Raw genomic sequence first — 14,419 nt, forward strand, 5'->3', positions numbered from 1 at the left:
GCGACATCAAGCCCGGAACTGCCCCAAGCTCGCCTTCAACTGCGCAGCCAACCCATCCAGCACTTTGCCACTGGCTGTAGTCTCTACCACCGCCTGCGCCGCTCGCTCAGCCTGGGCATGAATGATCTCGACTCGCCCACGCACCGCATGCGCACCCTGCGCCTGATGCTCAGCCGCCCGCGTCGCCAGGCCAATCGCTGCATGCACCTGCTCCACCGAGGCCTGCACCGACTGCTGCAGGCGCACGCTGTCGCGCAACACCAGCAAACCTTCGCTGGCCTGGCGCCCGGCCTTGCCGATGGTTTCCACGGCCTCACGAGCGCCTTGCTGCAAGGCCACGATGTGGGCCTGGATGTCGCCGGTAGAACTCTGGGTTTTACTGGCCAGGGCGCGAACCTCGTCCGCCACCACCGCAAAGCCGCGCCCGGTCTCACCGGCTCGCGCCGCCTCAATAGCCGCGTTGAGCGCCAGCAGGTTGGTTTGCTCGGCAATCCCGTGGATCACCGTCAACACCACCTCGATCTGCTCGCTCTGCTGCGCCAGCCGCTCGATCACCTTGGAACCGGCCTGCACCTGCCCCGCCAACGCCTCGATCAAGCTGCCGACTTCGGCTGAAGTGCGGGAATTTTCATCAGTCGCCTGGCGAATATCCACCACCTGCTGCAAGGCGGCCTGCATCGCATGGCTTTCCGCCTGGGCCTCATCCGCCATTTGCGACAGCGCCCGCAGGCTTTCGGCAACCTCATCACGCTGCAAGCCGGCGGCCGCATCGGCACCCGCATTGCGCAGGGTCATCGCGCCGATTTCCACGCCGGTACGCTGGGCCACATCACCGGCTTCACGCACGATCGGCTGCAATTTATCCACAAAGCGATTGACCGCCGAGGCCATGTCGCCGATTTCGTCCCGGCTGTTGATCTGCACGCGCTTGGTCAGGTCGCCCTCGCCTGCCGCCAAATCGTCCATCGCTGCAATCAGCAGCTTCAGGCGATTGACCACCCGACGGCCGAGCACTACAGCAATCAACAGCAATACACCAAAACCTACAACTGCCAGGCCCATGCCGATGCGCCAGCGCAAGGTGCCCGCCGCCTCTTGCACGGCGCTGGTGGTATTGGCGGTCATCTGGGTGGCGGTGGCTTGCGCCGACTGCAAACGCGCGCCCATGGCCGCCGCGCTGTCAGCCGCGGCACCCTTGAGGCTGTCGCCCACCAACTGGTCACCGCTGGCAATCAGTGCAGCAAAACGCTTGTCCAGCGCGGCCAGGTCAGCCTCGACCGAGGCAGTCGAAACCCCCATGCGGACCTTGCCGATCTCTACGCCATTGGGGCTAATGGACGCTTCGACGTAGAACACCGAGGGATCATTCTTCGCCGCATCCAGCACTTTATCCAGGGCTCGTTCGCCCTTGCCCTTTTCCAGCAGCGCCTGGTTGATCGGGTTTTCACGATTGAGGTAACGGGTCAGGTGCTCACCAGCCGCGTCGTCATACACCACAAACAACACGTTGGGATTGCGCTGGGCTCTGCGGGCAAACTCAGACAGCGTCGGCACGTCGCTGTCCCACATGGCACGCGGCGCCACCGAAGCAAGCAGTTGCGCCATGTCATTGGCAGAGTCCTGCAGGTCTTTTTCCAGGGTCGCACGCAGTTGCTTCTGCTCTTCCTGCAGGCGCGTGGAAAGCCCCGCCGTCAGACGCTGGCGCGTGCTGGAAGACAGACTGTCCAGGCTGGATGTCACTTCCTTGCCGGCTTGCGCCAACTCGCCGGACAGTTTCTGGCTGTCGACGCCCAGGCGATTGCCCAAATCAGCTTCCAATGCAGTGACGGTGCTTCGCGTCAGGGCGACGGCCACCAGTACTTGCACCAAAAGAGCGATACCTAGGGTAACGAACACAGGCCGCAACAGCCGGCTTTGTAACAATGAGAGAACGGCAGACACTGGGAATCCCTCCACCACGGGTGCCATTAATTTGATAGCACCGCGAAAGAAAGAACCATAGCAAGGGTCGTGCCGTTTACCAGGCGGAAACGACAAAGGGCTCCCGAAGGAGCCCTTTGCTTTTTACATCAACAGCTTATTAAGCGAACGGGTGACGCAGAACGATGGTCTCGTTGCGGTCCGGGCCCGTCGAAATAATGTCGATCGGCGCACCGATCAGCTCTTCGACGCGCTTGATGTAAGCGCGGGCGTTGGCTGGCAGTTCTTCCAGGGTCTTGGCGCCCACGGTCGATTCGGTCCAGCCTGGCACTTCTTCGTACACAGGCTGCAGGCCTACGTAGCTGTCCGCGTCAGTCGGGGCAACGTCCTTGCCTTCCGCATCCTTGTAGCCGATGCAGATGTTGATGGTTTCCAGGCCGTCGAGTACGTCCAGCTTGGTCAGGCAGATGCCCGAGATGCTGTTCACATCGATAGCGCGACGCAGGATAACGGCGTCGAACCAGCCACAACGGCGGGCACGGCCGGTCGTCGCGCCGAACTCGTGGCCTTGTTTGGCCAGGTGCGCGCCGACGTCGTCGAACAGTTCAGTCGGGAATGGACCCGAACCCACACGCGTGGTGTATGCCTTGGTGATGCCGAGGATGTAGTCCAGGAACATCGGGCCAACGCCCGAACCCGTCGCAACGCCGCCAGCGGTGGTGTTGGAACTGGTGACGTAAGGGTAGGTGCCGTGGTCGATGTCCAGCAACGAGCCCTGGGCGCCTTCGAACATGATGTCTTTGCCGGCGCGACGCAGGTCGTGCAGCTCGGCAGTCACGTCCAGCATCAGCGGCTTGAGCAGCTCGGCGTATTCCTTGCACTCGGCCAGGGTCTTTTCAAACTCGATGGCCGGCTCTTTGTAGTAACCCACCAGCATGAAGTTGTGGTAATCCACCAGTTCACGCAGCTTGTCTTCAAAGCGCGGCATGTTGAGCAGGTCGCCCACACGCAGGCCACGACGTGCAACCTTGTCTTCGTAGGCCGGGCCGATGCCGCGACCGGTCGTGCCGATCTTCAGCTCGCCACGGGCCTTTTCACGGGCCTGGTCCAGCGCAACGTGGAAGGACAGGATCAGCGGGCAGGAAGGGCTGATACGCAGGCGCTCGCGCACTGGCACGCCTTTCTCTTCCAGCTTGGTGATCTCGCGCAGCAGGGCGTCAGGTGCAACCACCACGCCGTTGCCGATCAGGCACTGCACGCCTTCGCGCAGTACACCCGACGGGATCAGGTGCAAGACGGTTTTTTCGCCATCGATGACCAGGGTGTGGCCAGCGTTGTGGCCACCTTGGTAGCGCACTACGGCGGCAGCATGTTCGGTCAGCAGATCAACGATCTTGCCTTTGCCCTCATCACCCCATTGGGTGCCCAGGACTACGACATTCTTACCCATAACACTTGTCCTCATTCGCGCAAACTTGGTGCCGGCAGTGGCCGGCAGGAAAACTCAAGAAGCCAGTGGCGATACTTGCCAAAGCCCGTTCTGCTGAATCAATTGCCGGTCGCAGTCCGCTTCACGGGCGGCGGCCAATGGCTGCCCAGGCAAGGCCTGGACCACACGCTGACCCTCACTGCGCAACTGGCAAACCTGCTGCCAGAGTGCTGCGTCCGTACTGTCGGGCATCCAGATACCGCCAGACGGCAGTTCGACCTCAGCACGCCCCAGGGTCACCAGGGTTTTCAAATCGGTGGAAAAACCGGTCGCCGGACGAGCGCGACCGAAGTCGGCGCCGATATCGTCGTAACGACCGCCCTGGGCGATGGCCTGGCCAACACCCGGGACAAACACCGCGAACACCACACCGGTGTGGTAGTGGTAGCCGCGCAACTCACCCAAATCAAAATACAGCGGCAACTGCGGGAAGCGCGCAGACAACTGCTCGGCAATCGCCAGCACATCGTCCAGGGCCGCCAATACATCAGCCGGCGCATTCGCCAGGCGATCACGGGCGGCGGTCAGTACTTCACGGCCGCCACACAGATCCACCAGCGCACGCAGCATGCCGGCCAGGTCGGCAGGCACGCCCGCCGTCAGGGCAATCACTTCATCGATGGCCTTGCGCTGCAAGGCATCGAACAACTGTTGTTCCACTTCACCCGACAAGCCGGCCGCACGGGCCAGGCCGCGGTAGATACCGACATGCCCAAGGTCCATGTGCACATCCGGCACATCGGCCAGCTGCAACATGGCCAGCATCAGGCTGATGACTTCCACGTCGCTGCTCGGGCTGGCATCACCGTACAACTCGGCGCCCAACTGGATCGGGCTGCGGGACGACGACAACGCACGCGGTTGCGCATGCAGCACGCTGCCGGCGTAGCACAGGCGGCTTGGCCCTTCGCGACGCAGGGTGTGCGCATCAATGCGCGCTACTTGCGGCGTGATGTCGGCACGAAAGCCCATTTGCCGGCCCGATTGCGGGTCGATGACCTTGAAGGTGCGCAGATCCAGGTCCTGGCCCGCGCCGGTCAGCAGGGATTCCAGGTACTCGATATGCGGAGTCACGACAAACTCGTAACCCCAGCTCTGGAACAGATCCAACACCTGGCGGCGCGCGATTTCAATGCGCGCAGCTTCTGGTGGCAGTACTTCTTCGATGCCATCTGGCAGCAGCCAGCGGTCTACCGTTGCCATTACGCCATTCCCCTATGATCCGGGCGGCCAGCCCTCGGGCGAGCCTTGAGTGAAGCAGAAAATACCCGGCCCCTGCATAAACCACGCGCAAGAGCGACGTGACGAACGACCAACAATCGGCCTCGTCGGGCACTTTCCTCGAAAAACCTGTGGCGCCTGCGGAGCAAAACCACAATCAAACATGCAGACGCAAAAAAGCCGGGAATTTCCCGGCTGCCGCATCATACACCCGTTTTCTGAAAGGATCACCCCGCCCGGCATTTTAGCCGCCCGACGGAGTGATTCTCAGACTACATGCGGGTTACTTGGACTTTTCCAGGTAGCGGAAGAAATCGCTACTTGGGTCCAGCACCATGACGTCGGTTTTGTTCGCGAAGCTTTCACGGTAGGCACGCAGGCTACGGTAGAACGCGTAGAACTCCTGATCCTGGCCATAGGCCTTGGCGTAGATCGAAGCGGCTTGAGCATCACCATCACCACGGGCCTCTTCAGACTCGCGATAGGCTTCAGCCAACAGTACGCGACGCTGACGGTCGGCATCCGCGCGGATCCCTTCTGCCAGTTCGTTACCCTTGGCGCGGTGCTCACGAGCCTCGCGCTCACGCTCGGTGCTCATACGCTCGAACACGCTGCGGTTCACTTCCTTCGGAAGGTCGATGGCCTTGACCCGAACATCGATCACCTCGATGCCCAGCTCTTTTTCCGCCATCGCATTCAACGAACGCGTGATGTCCGCCATCAGCGCGTCACGTTCACCGGATACCACCTCGTGCAGGGTGCGCTTACCAAACTGGTCACGCAGGCCCGATTCCAGACGGCGCGACAAACGCTCGTCGGCAATCTGCTTGAGGCCGGAGGTCGCGGTGTAGAAGCGCTCGGCATCCTTGACGCGCCACTTGGCGTAGGCGTCAACCATCACAGCTTTCTTTTCCAGGGTCAGGAAGCGTTGTGTCGGTGCATCCAGGGTCATCAGGCGGCCGTCGAACTTGCGCACCTGGTTGACGTAGGGGACTTTCACATGCAGGCCCGGCTGGACATCCGCCTGGACCACGCGACCGAATTGCAGCAACACCGCGCGCTCGGTCTGAGACACGATATAGAAGCAGTTCCAGGCAGCGATGACCACGACGACGCCCACAATCAGGGCGGTCAGCGATTTATTGCTCATCAACGACTCTCCCTGGTACGTGTTTGCTGTTGCAGCAGGTCAGCGGCCGCACGGGCGCTCGCTTCGTTGGCAGCAGCATTGGAACCGGTAGCCGGTGCGCTGGTGCTGCTACGACCACCTTCGATCATCTTGTCCAGCGGCAGGTACAGCAGATTGTTCTGCCCGCCCTTGCTGCCGGTCACGAGAACCTTGCTGGTGTTGCTGAAGACTTCCTGCATGGTGTCCAGGTACAGACGCTCACGGGTGACTTCCGGTGCCTTGCGGTACTCGGCCACCAGCTTGGTGAAACGATCTGCCTCACCCTTGGCGCGGGAGACCACTTCGTCGCGGTAACCGTTGGCATCCTCAAGGATGCGCTGGGCCTGGCCACGGGCTTCCGGCACCACGCCGTTGGCGTAGGTTTCAGCCTGGTTGCGCGAACGCTGCTCGTCTTCACGGGCACGGATCACGTCATCGAAGGCTTCCTGCACTTCACGCGGTGCCGCTGCGCTCTGTACGTTGACCTGGGTCACGGTGATACCGGTGCGGTACGTGTCGAGGAACCGTTGCAGGCGCTCCTTGATTTCGCTGGCCATCAATTCACGGCCTTCAGTCAGCACCTGGTCCATTGCGGTGGAACCCACCACGTGGCGCAGGGCGCTTTCGGTCGCATGTTGCAGGCTGATCTCCGGCTGGTCGACGTTCAGCACGAAGTCCTGCAGGTTGCTGATCTTGTACTGCACGGTCAGCGGCACTTCGACGATGTTCTCGTCTTCGGTCAGCATCTGGCCCTGCTTGGTGTAGGCACGCTCACGCGTGACGTTTTCCATGTACTTCTTGTCGATCGGCGGGAAGTAGATGTTCAGGCCAGGGCCGACAGTCTCGTAGTACTTGCCGAAGCGCAGCACCACGGCTTGCTCCTGCTCGTCCACCACATAGACGGCGCTGTACAGCCAGACGGCCGCCAGCACGACGAGGCCGATGCCGAGCAGGCCGTAACCACCGCCCTTGCTCGTACGACCGCCTTCGTCACCACCACGTTTTTTTCCACCACCGAACAACCCATTCAGGCTTTCCTGCAGCTTTCGGAAGGCCTCGTCGAGATCTGGTGGCCCCTTGCGGTCGCCATTATTGCGGCGTTTACCACCCCAAGGATCCTGATTATTCGAGTTGCCACCCGGCTCATTCCAAGCCATAGCGCTCTCCATCTGATAAAGCAAAGACGCACCCACGGCGCGCCGACCAATGCTACAGAATGCCTGTCACAGCGGCACAACCGCTTTCTCAGGCTTTTATTGCAAAGTGTGTTGTTCGATGAACTCTGTCGGCACAACGCCTTCACGGCTGACCAGCCGATTCAGCTCCGAGCGCGGCAATCGAACGGCCAGCAAGCTGACACCTTCTTCGTCGTGTTCTTCTTTCTGTACCGCGCCCAGCTCGAAAAACTGTGCACGCAGTCGAGCAAAACGCTGCGGCAAGCGCAAGGTGCCGACGAACAAATCGCTGCCCAACAGCTCGGCAATGGCTTGTTCAAGCAATTCCAGGCCACTGCCATCACGCGCCGACAGCCAGACCCGCTGGGGCTTGCCGTTTTCGTCGCGCTGGATTTGTGGCTCAACGCCTTCAAGCAAATCGAGTTTGTTATAGACCTCGAGGATCGGCAAGTCCTGGGCACCAATCTCGCCCAGCACCACCATGACCTGTTCAATCTGCAACATGCGATCCGGTTCGGCCGCATCGATCACGTGCAACAGCAGGTCGGAATTGCTCGACTCTTCGAGCGTAGACCGAAATGCCTCGACCAGCTTGTGGGGCAAGTGACGAATGAAACCCACGGTATCGGCCAGGACAATCGGCCCCAGGTCGTCCAGTTCCAGACGGCGCAAGGTCGGGTCGAGGGTCGCGAACAGTTGGTCGGCCGCGTACACGTCCGATTTCGTCACGTTGTTGAAGAGTGTGGATTTGCCGGCGTTGGTATAGCCCACCAGGGAAACGGTCGGGATATCCGCACGCATACGGCCACGTCGCGATTGTTCGCGCTGGCTGCGCACCTTCTCCAGGCGGCCCTTGATCTGTCGCAGGCGCACCCGCAGCAGACGCCGGTCGGTTTCCAGCTGGGTTTCACCCGGGCCGCGCATGCCGATGCCGCCACCCTGGCGCTCAAGGTGAGTCCAGCCACGAACCAGCCGGGTGCTCATGTGGTCAAGCTGGGCCAGTTCTACCTGGAGCTTGCCTTCATGGGTACGGGCGCGTTGAGCGAAAATATCGAGAATCAGACCCGTGCGGTCGATCACGCGACACTCGAAAACTCGTTCGAGGTTACGTTCCTGACTGGGCGTGAGGATGTGATTGAAAATCACCAGATCGGCCTTTTCGGCGTGGACCAGGTCGCGCAGTTCCTCGACCTTGCCGCTGCCGATCAGGAATTTGGCGGTTGGCCGATGACGCGGCACGTTAAAAAACGCGACGGTCTCGGCGCCGGCCGAATTTGCCAACTCCTGAAACTCCTGCGGATCTTCGCGCGCCTCAGGGTCCTGTCCATCCAAGTGAACGAGGATTACTCGCTCACCACCACCGTGGCGCTCAAAGAACAAAGGAGACTCCTATCAGGCGTTACCTGGTGCAGGCTCGGCGTCACCCTGTTCTTCGGTTGCGCTAGGCAGACGAATTGGACGAACCGGCACTACGGTCGAGATAGCGTGCTTGTAAACCATTTGGCTTACGGTGTTTTTCAGCAGGATCACGAACTGGTCGAACGACTCGATCGTACCTTGCAGCTTGATACCGTTGACCAGATAGATGGAAACCCCAACTTTCTCTTTACGTAAAGTATTCAAGTAAGGGTCTTGTAGCGAATGCCCTTTTGACATGTGCCGCACTCCTTTAAGGATCAATAATAAAAATCGGAAAATAGATAGCTCATGGCCGTCACACCCCCAAGGATAGACGGCAATTGCAAGGACTCAGCTCAATATGGAGACCGTTCCCAAGTATTTCAAGGCGCGTGACAGATTGTCGCTGTCCAGGCTGTCCAGCCAGTGCAAATCGCTCCAACTGCGCAACCAGGTGAACTGACGCTTCGCCAATTGGCGCGTGGCAATGATGCCGCGCTCCTGCATTTCGGCTGACGTCAGCTTGCCATCCAGATGATCCCAGACTTGGCGGTAGCCTACAGCACGTATCGAAGGCAGCCCTGGATGCAGGTCACCTCTTGAACGCAGTGCTACGACCTCCTCCACAAACCCCTGTTCCAACATAATTGTGAATCTTTGTGCAATTCGTTCATGCAGCACCTGGCGATCCGTCGGAGCGATGGCCAGATTCGCCACAGTATAGGGCAATTGTGAGTGTCCCGAGGCGCCTGCTTCAGCACTTTGCGCAGTTTGTTTCAGCCTGTGTTCAGTCATGGTCTGGCCACTGACCCGCCAGACTTCCAACGCTCGCGTCAGGCGCTGGGGGTCATTGGGATGAATTCGCGCGGCGGAAACCGGATCCACAATGGCCAACTGATCGTGCAAGGCCTGCCAGCCAAGGCGCGCAGCCTCTTCTTCAAGTTCGGCGCGCACCTGTGGATCAGCTGGCGGCATATCAGCCAGACCTTCCTGCAAGGCCTTGTAGTAGAGCATCGTGCCGCCGACCAGCAGCGGAATCTTGCCCCGCGCGGTGATATCGGCCATGGCGGCCAGCGCATCGATGCGAAAATCCGCCGCCGAATAGCTCTCGCTGGGATCAATAATGTCGATCAACCGGTGCGGATACTGGGCCAGCAGCTCTTTTGAAGGTTTGGCAGTGCCGATGTCCATGTCCCGGTAAACCAGTGCAGAGTCGACACTGATCAACTCGCACGGCAAGACCTTGGTCAGCTCGATGGCCAGGTCGGTCTTGCCGGCGGCCGTCGGGCCCATCAGGAAGATGGCGGGGGGCAAGGCACTCATCAACGGCCGCGCAAGAACAGTTTGTCCAGGTCGTCCAGGCCCATCTGGGTCCAGGTCGGGCGGCCATGGTTGCACTGGCCGCTGCGCTCGGTGTTTTCCATGTCCCGCAGCAGGCCGTTCATTTCCGGCAAGGCCAGCCGGCGGTTGGCGCGGATGGCGCCGTGACAGGCCATGGTGCCGAGCAGTTCATTGATGTGGGCCTGGATCCGGTCACTGGTGCCGTATTCCATCAGGTCCGCCAGTACGTCGGCCACCAGCCGGTTGGCCTCTGCCTGCTTGAGCAAAGCCGGAATCTGGCGAATAGCCAGGGTTTCCGGCCCCAGGCGTTGCAACTCAAAGCCCAGCTTCTGGAACACGCTGACGTGCTCTTCGGCGCAATCCGCTTCCCGCTGGCTGACCGCCAGGGATTCCGGCACCAGCAGCGGCTGGCCGCTCAGGCCTTCGCTGGCCATGGCGATCTTCAGGCGCTCGTACATGATCCGCTCGTGGGCGGCGTGCATGTCCACCAGCACTAGGCCATGGGCGTTTTCCGCAAGAATATAGATACCCTTGAGCTGTGCCAGCGCGTAACCCAACGGCGGCACGTCGCCCTGGCCTTCCGGCAACGAGGCAGCGCCTGGCTCGGCGCCGGGCAGCGGCGCGAAAAACTCGCGATAGGCCGCCTGGGCCTCGGCCACCGGCACCGCCGATTGCGGACGCGGGGTGTACTGGTATTGATAACCGGCGCCGGCGCCTGAGCCTGGTGCGGTATAGCTCGGCTGGGCTTGCGGCGATTGCAGCAGGTTGGCCGCCAGGCTCATTTCGCCCTGGGGCCCGAACTCGCCGGCTTCCGGCCCTGAAGGACGGACAACAGCCGTGACAATCGGCGCCGCCAGGTGATCATCCGGCCGCACATCGCCCAAGGCGCGGTGCAGGGTGCCGTAAAGAAAGTCGTGGACCATGCGACCGTCACGGAAGCGCACTTCGTGCTTGGTCGGGTGCACGTTGACGTCGACCACCGACGGGTCGACCTCGAAAAACAGCACAAACGTCGGATGCCGCCCGTTGAACAGCACGTCGCGATACGCCTGGCGCACTGCGTGGGCCACCAGCTTGTCGCGCACCGCCCGGCCATTCACGAAGAAATACTGCATGTCCGCCTGGCTACGGGAGAAAGTCGGCAAACCCACCCAGCCCCACAGTCGCAGGCCATTGCGTTCGATCTCGATCGGCAGCGCCTGCTCCAGGAACCCCGCGCCGCAGATGGCCGAGACGCGCCGCGCACGGGCCGCATCATCATGGGCCTCGTGCAGGCTGAGGATGGTCTTGCCGTTGTGGCGCAGGTGGAAAGCCACATCAAACCGCGCCAGGGCCAGGCGCTTGATGACTTCCTGCAGGTGATCGAATTCGGTTTTTTCGGCCTTGAGGAATTTACGCCGGGCCGGGGTGTTGAAGAACAGGTCGCGCACTTCCACCGAGGTGCCCACCGGATGTGCCGCCGGCTGGACCCGGGGCGCCATGTCGCGGCCTTCGGTTTCAACCTGCCAGGCCTGATCGGCGTCGCGGGTGCGGGACGTCAGGGTCAGGCGAGCCACCGAGCTGATGGAGGCCAGGGCCTCACCACGAAACCCGAGGCTCATCACCCGTTCCAGGTCTTCCAGGTCACGAATCTTGCTGGTGGCGTGACGGGCCAGGGCCAGCGGCAGGTCATCGGAGGAAATCCCGCTGCCGTCGTCGCGCACTCGCAGCAGCTTGACGCCGCCCTGCTCAACATCGACATCAATGCGCCTGGCGCCGGAGTCGATACTGTTTTCCAGCAACTCCTTGATCACCGACGCTGGCCGCTCGACCACCTCACCCGCCGCGATCTGGTTGGCGAGACGCGGGCTTAGCAGCTCGATGCGCGAGGTATTGCTCAAGACTGTTTCGCTCATTATTGCGCCGCCAGTTCAGTGCCCGGGATGGTCAACACCTGGCCGACCTTCAATTCATCGGTCTTGAGGTTGTTGGCACTGCGCAAGGTTGCCGCTGACACCTGGAAGCGCACCGCCAGCATCGCCAGGGTGTCGCCCGGCTGCACGCGATGGTCACGCGGGCCCTGGGCGATTTTCCCGGAGTCACGCAGCCAGGCTATATAAGTGCCCGGCGGCGGGTTCTGCTGGAAGAACTGGCGAACACCGGCGCTGATGGAGCGCGCCAACGCCTGCTGGTGGCTGGCCGAGGCCAGTTTCGAAGCTTCGTTGGAGTTGGAGATAAACCCGGTTTCCACCAGGATCGACGGAATATCCGGCGACTTGAGCACCATGAACCCGGCCTGTTCCACGCGCTGTTTGTGCAGTGAGGTGACGCGACCAATGTTGCTCAGGACTTTCTGCCCCACGTTCAGGCTGGAGGTCAGCGAGGCAGTCATCGACAGATCGAGCAATACGCCAGCGAGCATCTTGTCCTTGTCGTCGAGGGATACGTTGCCAGCCCCGCCGATCAAGTCGGAACGGTTTTCACTGTCCGCCAGCCAGCGGGCGGTCTCGGACGTAGCGCCGCGATCAGACAGGGCAAACACCGAGGCACCAAACGCCGCGGCCGAAGGTGCGGCGTCGGCGTGGATCGAGACGAACAGGTCGGCGCCCTTCTTGCGGGCGATTTCGGTACGGCCACGCAGCGGAATAAAGTAGTCGCCGGTCCGGGTCAGCTCGGCGCGGTAGCCTTTCATGCCATTGATCTGGCGCTGCAGTTCGCGGGCGATGGCCAGTACTACGTCTTTTTCATGCTGGCCGCGCGAGCCCGAGGCACCCGGGTCTTCGCCGCCGTGACCGGCATCGATGACCACGATAATGTCACGTTTGCCCGCCGGAGCCGGTGGCAGCGGCGGCAATTTGACCTGGGGTTGCGACTGGTTGACCGGCACCGCAGGTATCGTCGCGACGCTTGGAGTTGGCGCAGGCGGCGGCGCGGCATCGGCGGCGTTGTCGAACAGGTCGACCACCAGCCGGTTGCCATACTGCGCGTTGGGCGCCAGCACGAAGCTTTTCGGGGTCACGGCCTTTTTCAGGTCGATAACCACCCGCAGGTCGGTCGGCGTACGCTGGGCCGAGCGCATCGCGGTAATCGGGGTATTGGCCATGGCGACTTTCAACGGCGCGGCCAGGGTCGCACCGTTGATATCAATCACCAGGCGATCAGGCGCCGTGAGGGTGAAGACGCTGTGCTGAACCGGGCCAGACAGGTCGAATACCAGTCGCGTGTTATCCGGTGCCCGCCACAGGCGAACACTTTTCACCTGTGAGGCCGCCAGTGCATTGAAAGTCATTGCCGCAAGCAACACCCCTACGACAGTAACCAACGCGCGAAAGCGCATACCTAACCCCATCAATTATTTGAATTCCAATGCCAAGGCGGCGCACCACGACTCGCCGCGCGCGCTCTGGGACAACAACTTCAGCTGACGTCCTTGCTTATGCGGGGTAATGGTAATGGTCAGGTCCGGCTTTGGCAAAAAGCCTGTGCCTTTATCTGGCCACTCGATCAGGCACAAGGCGTCCTCATCGAAGTAATCACGAATGCCCATGTATTCCAGTTCTTCCGGGTCCACCAGGCGATACAGGTCGAAGTGGAACGCTCGTACGTCACCGATTTCGTAGGGTTCTACCAAGGTGAACGTAGGGCTTTTCACAGCACCCGCGTGCCCCAACCCGCGAATGATGCCCCGGGACAAGGTGGTTTTTCCGGCGCCGAGATCGCCTTCCAGAAAGATCAGCCCTGAGCCTTGAGTGACCCGGGCAATACGGTTGCCCAAGGCGACCATGGCGTCTTCATCAGGCAGGAAAAGAACTACTTCAGACACGGCGATTGCTCCTCCAGCAACTGACGAATGGCAGGAATCAGGTCACTGGCGGCCAGCCCGCGACCGTAGGTACCCTGGCGATCTCCGGCAGTGGCATGCAGCCAGACCGCCAGGCAGGCGGCATCAAATGCCGGCATGCCTTGCGCCAGCAAAGCACCGACCAGGCCGGCCAACACATCGCCAAGGCCAGCGGTTGCCATTGCAGGATGGCCCTGATCGCAGCGGGCAACCCGACCGTCCGGGCTGGCGATCAAGCTGCCGGCGCCCTTGAGGATGGCCACCGCATTGAATTTCTGACTCAAGGCGCGCGCCACGTTAAGGCGGTCGGCCTGAACCTCGGCTGTCGAAATACCCATCAAGCGGGCCGCTTCGCCAGGATGCGGAGTGATCACGCAATTGGCCGGCAAGCTGACGCTGCCCGCCGCCAGCAGGTTCAAGGCATCGGCGTCCCAGACTTGCGGCTGCCTGGCATTGGCCGCTACCGACAGCAGGCTTTTGCCCCAGGAGACCTCGCCCAGGCCCGGGCCGATGACGATCACGGAAATCTTTTCCAGCAGGCCCATCAATTGATTGGCCGAGTGCACGCCCACCGTCATCACTTCCGGCAACCGCGCCAGCGCCGCACCGACGTGTTCGCTACGGGTCGCCAGGGAAACCATGCCGGCACCACTGCGCAGGGCACTTTCAGCACTGAGCAAGGCGGCGCCGCCAAAACCGCGGTCGCCGCCGATCAGCAATACATGGCCGAACTGGCCTTTATGGGCGTCCGGGGAACGCGCAGCGAGTTGCGGCAATTGGCCGGGCAACAGGTGCTGAACGTCGGGTATTTCGTGTTTTGTCTGCGGCATGCGTCTTCAAGCTCCGATGTCTGGCAGAATTATACGCATCTAACCTGCGGTTTCTCT

Annotated in this window: 12 protein-coding genes; all 12 read right to left on the minus strand. The window is 61.5% G+C overall.

The window, feature by feature from the left end; translation table 11 throughout:
- Positions 1-6: 6 nt before the first annotated feature.
- Positions 7-1,941, minus strand: a complete 1,935-nt coding sequence (locus HX824_RS15895; protein ID WP_008439098.1) for a methyl-accepting chemotaxis protein — start codon at positions 1,939-1,941, stop codon at positions 7-9.
- Between the two features lie 139 nt (positions 1,942-2,080).
- Positions 2,081-3,370: an adenylosuccinate synthase gene (locus tag HX824_RS15900; protein WP_003217505.1), complete on the minus strand. Its 1,290-nt coding sequence runs from the start codon at positions 3,368-3,370 to the stop codon at positions 2,081-2,083.
- A 54-nt stretch (positions 3,371-3,424) separates the two neighbouring features.
- Entirely contained in the window at positions 3,425-4,612 is a 1,188-nt protein-coding gene (locus tag HX824_RS15905) for an ATP phosphoribosyltransferase regulatory subunit (RefSeq protein ID WP_003217507.1), read from the minus strand.
- A 301-nt stretch (positions 4,613-4,913) separates the two neighbouring features.
- A complete protein-coding gene (gene hflC / locus HX824_RS15910) occupies positions 4,914-5,780 on the minus strand; it encodes a protease modulator HflC (RefSeq protein WP_003217510.1) in 867 nt (288 codons plus the stop codon).
- Positions 5,780-6,955, minus strand: a complete 1,176-nt coding sequence (gene hflK, locus HX824_RS15915; RefSeq protein ID WP_087692480.1) for an FtsH protease activity modulator HflK — start codon at positions 6,953-6,955, stop codon at positions 5,780-5,782. Before hflK ends, hflC begins: the two co-directional genes overlap by 1 nt.
- A 96-nt stretch (positions 6,956-7,051) precedes the next feature.
- A complete protein-coding gene (gene hflX, locus HX824_RS15920; protein WP_003217514.1) occupies positions 7,052-8,353 on the minus strand; it encodes a ribosome rescue GTPase HflX in 1,302 nt (433 codons plus the stop codon).
- A gap of 12 nt (positions 8,354-8,365) precedes the next feature.
- Complete coding sequence (hfq, locus tag HX824_RS15925) at positions 8,366-8,629, minus strand: RNA chaperone Hfq (protein WP_003217515.1); 264 nt, start codon at positions 8,627-8,629, stop codon at positions 8,366-8,368.
- A 93-nt stretch (positions 8,630-8,722) separates the two neighbouring features.
- Entirely contained in the window at positions 8,723-9,694 is a 972-nt protein-coding gene (gene miaA, locus HX824_RS15930) for a tRNA (adenosine(37)-N6)-dimethylallyltransferase MiaA (RefSeq protein ID WP_003217518.1), read from the minus strand.
- Positions 9,694-11,592 carry a DNA mismatch repair endonuclease MutL gene (mutL, locus tag HX824_RS15935; protein WP_177020803.1) on the minus strand — a complete coding sequence of 633 codons (1,899 nt, stop codon included), beginning with the start codon at positions 11,590-11,592 and terminating at the stop codon, positions 9,694-9,696. The genes miaA and mutL overlap by 1 nt, the downstream gene beginning before the upstream one ends.
- A 14-nt stretch (positions 11,593-11,606) precedes the next feature.
- Positions 11,607-13,040, minus strand: a complete 1,434-nt coding sequence (locus HX824_RS15940) for an N-acetylmuramoyl-L-alanine amidase (RefSeq protein ID WP_202948682.1) — start codon at positions 13,038-13,040, stop codon at positions 11,607-11,609.
- Between the two features lie 3 nt (positions 13,041-13,043).
- Complete coding sequence (gene tsaE / locus HX824_RS15945; RefSeq protein ID WP_003217524.1) at positions 13,044-13,514, minus strand: tRNA (adenosine(37)-N6)-threonylcarbamoyltransferase complex ATPase subunit type 1 TsaE; 471 nt, start codon at positions 13,512-13,514, stop codon at positions 13,044-13,046.
- Positions 13,502-14,362, minus strand: coding sequence for an NAD(P)H-hydrate dehydratase (locus tag HX824_RS15950; RefSeq protein WP_003217526.1), 861 nt, complete (start codon positions 14,360-14,362; stop codon positions 13,502-13,504). Before HX824_RS15950 ends, tsaE begins: the two co-directional genes overlap by 13 nt.
- Positions 14,363-14,419: the final 57 nt, after the last annotated feature.

Origin of the sequence: Pseudomonas sp. D4002 (genome assembly GCF_013385665.1) — a bacterium.
Lineage (GTDB): Bacteria > Pseudomonadota > Gammaproteobacteria > Pseudomonadales > Pseudomonadaceae > Aquipseudomonas.

What these genes read in the sequence shown, in the direction of transcription:
- HX824_RS15900 (WP_003217505.1), bottom strand. Translation starts at nt 3,370, where the DNA reads ATGGGTAAGAATGTCGTAGTCCTGGGCACCCAATGGGGTGATGAGGGC.
- hfq (WP_003217515.1), bottom strand. Translation starts at nt 8,629, where the DNA reads ATGTCAAAAGGGCATTCGCTACAAGACCCTTACTTGAATACTTTACGT.
- hflK (WP_087692480.1), bottom strand. Translation starts at nt 6,955, where the DNA reads ATGGCTTGGAATGAGCCGGGTGGCAACTCGAATAATCAGGATCCTTGG.
- HX824_RS15905 (WP_003217507.1), bottom strand. Translation starts at nt 4,612, where the DNA reads ATGGCAACGGTAGACCGCTGGCTGCTGCCAGATGGCATCGAAGAAGTA.
- HX824_RS15940 (WP_202948682.1), bottom strand. Translation starts at nt 13,040, where the DNA reads ATGGGGTTAGGTATGCGCTTTCGCGCGTTGGTTACTGTCGTAGGGGTG.
- HX824_RS15950 (WP_003217526.1), bottom strand. Translation starts at nt 14,362, where the DNA reads ATGCCGCAGACAAAACACGAAATACCCGACGTTCAGCACCTGTTGCCC.
- miaA (WP_003217518.1), bottom strand. Translation starts at nt 9,694, where the DNA reads ATGAGTGCCTTGCCCCCCGCCATCTTCCTGATGGGCCCGACGGCCGCC.
- hflC (WP_003217510.1), bottom strand. Translation starts at nt 5,780, where the DNA reads ATGAGCAATAAATCGCTGACCGCCCTGATTGTGGGCGTCGTCGTGGTC.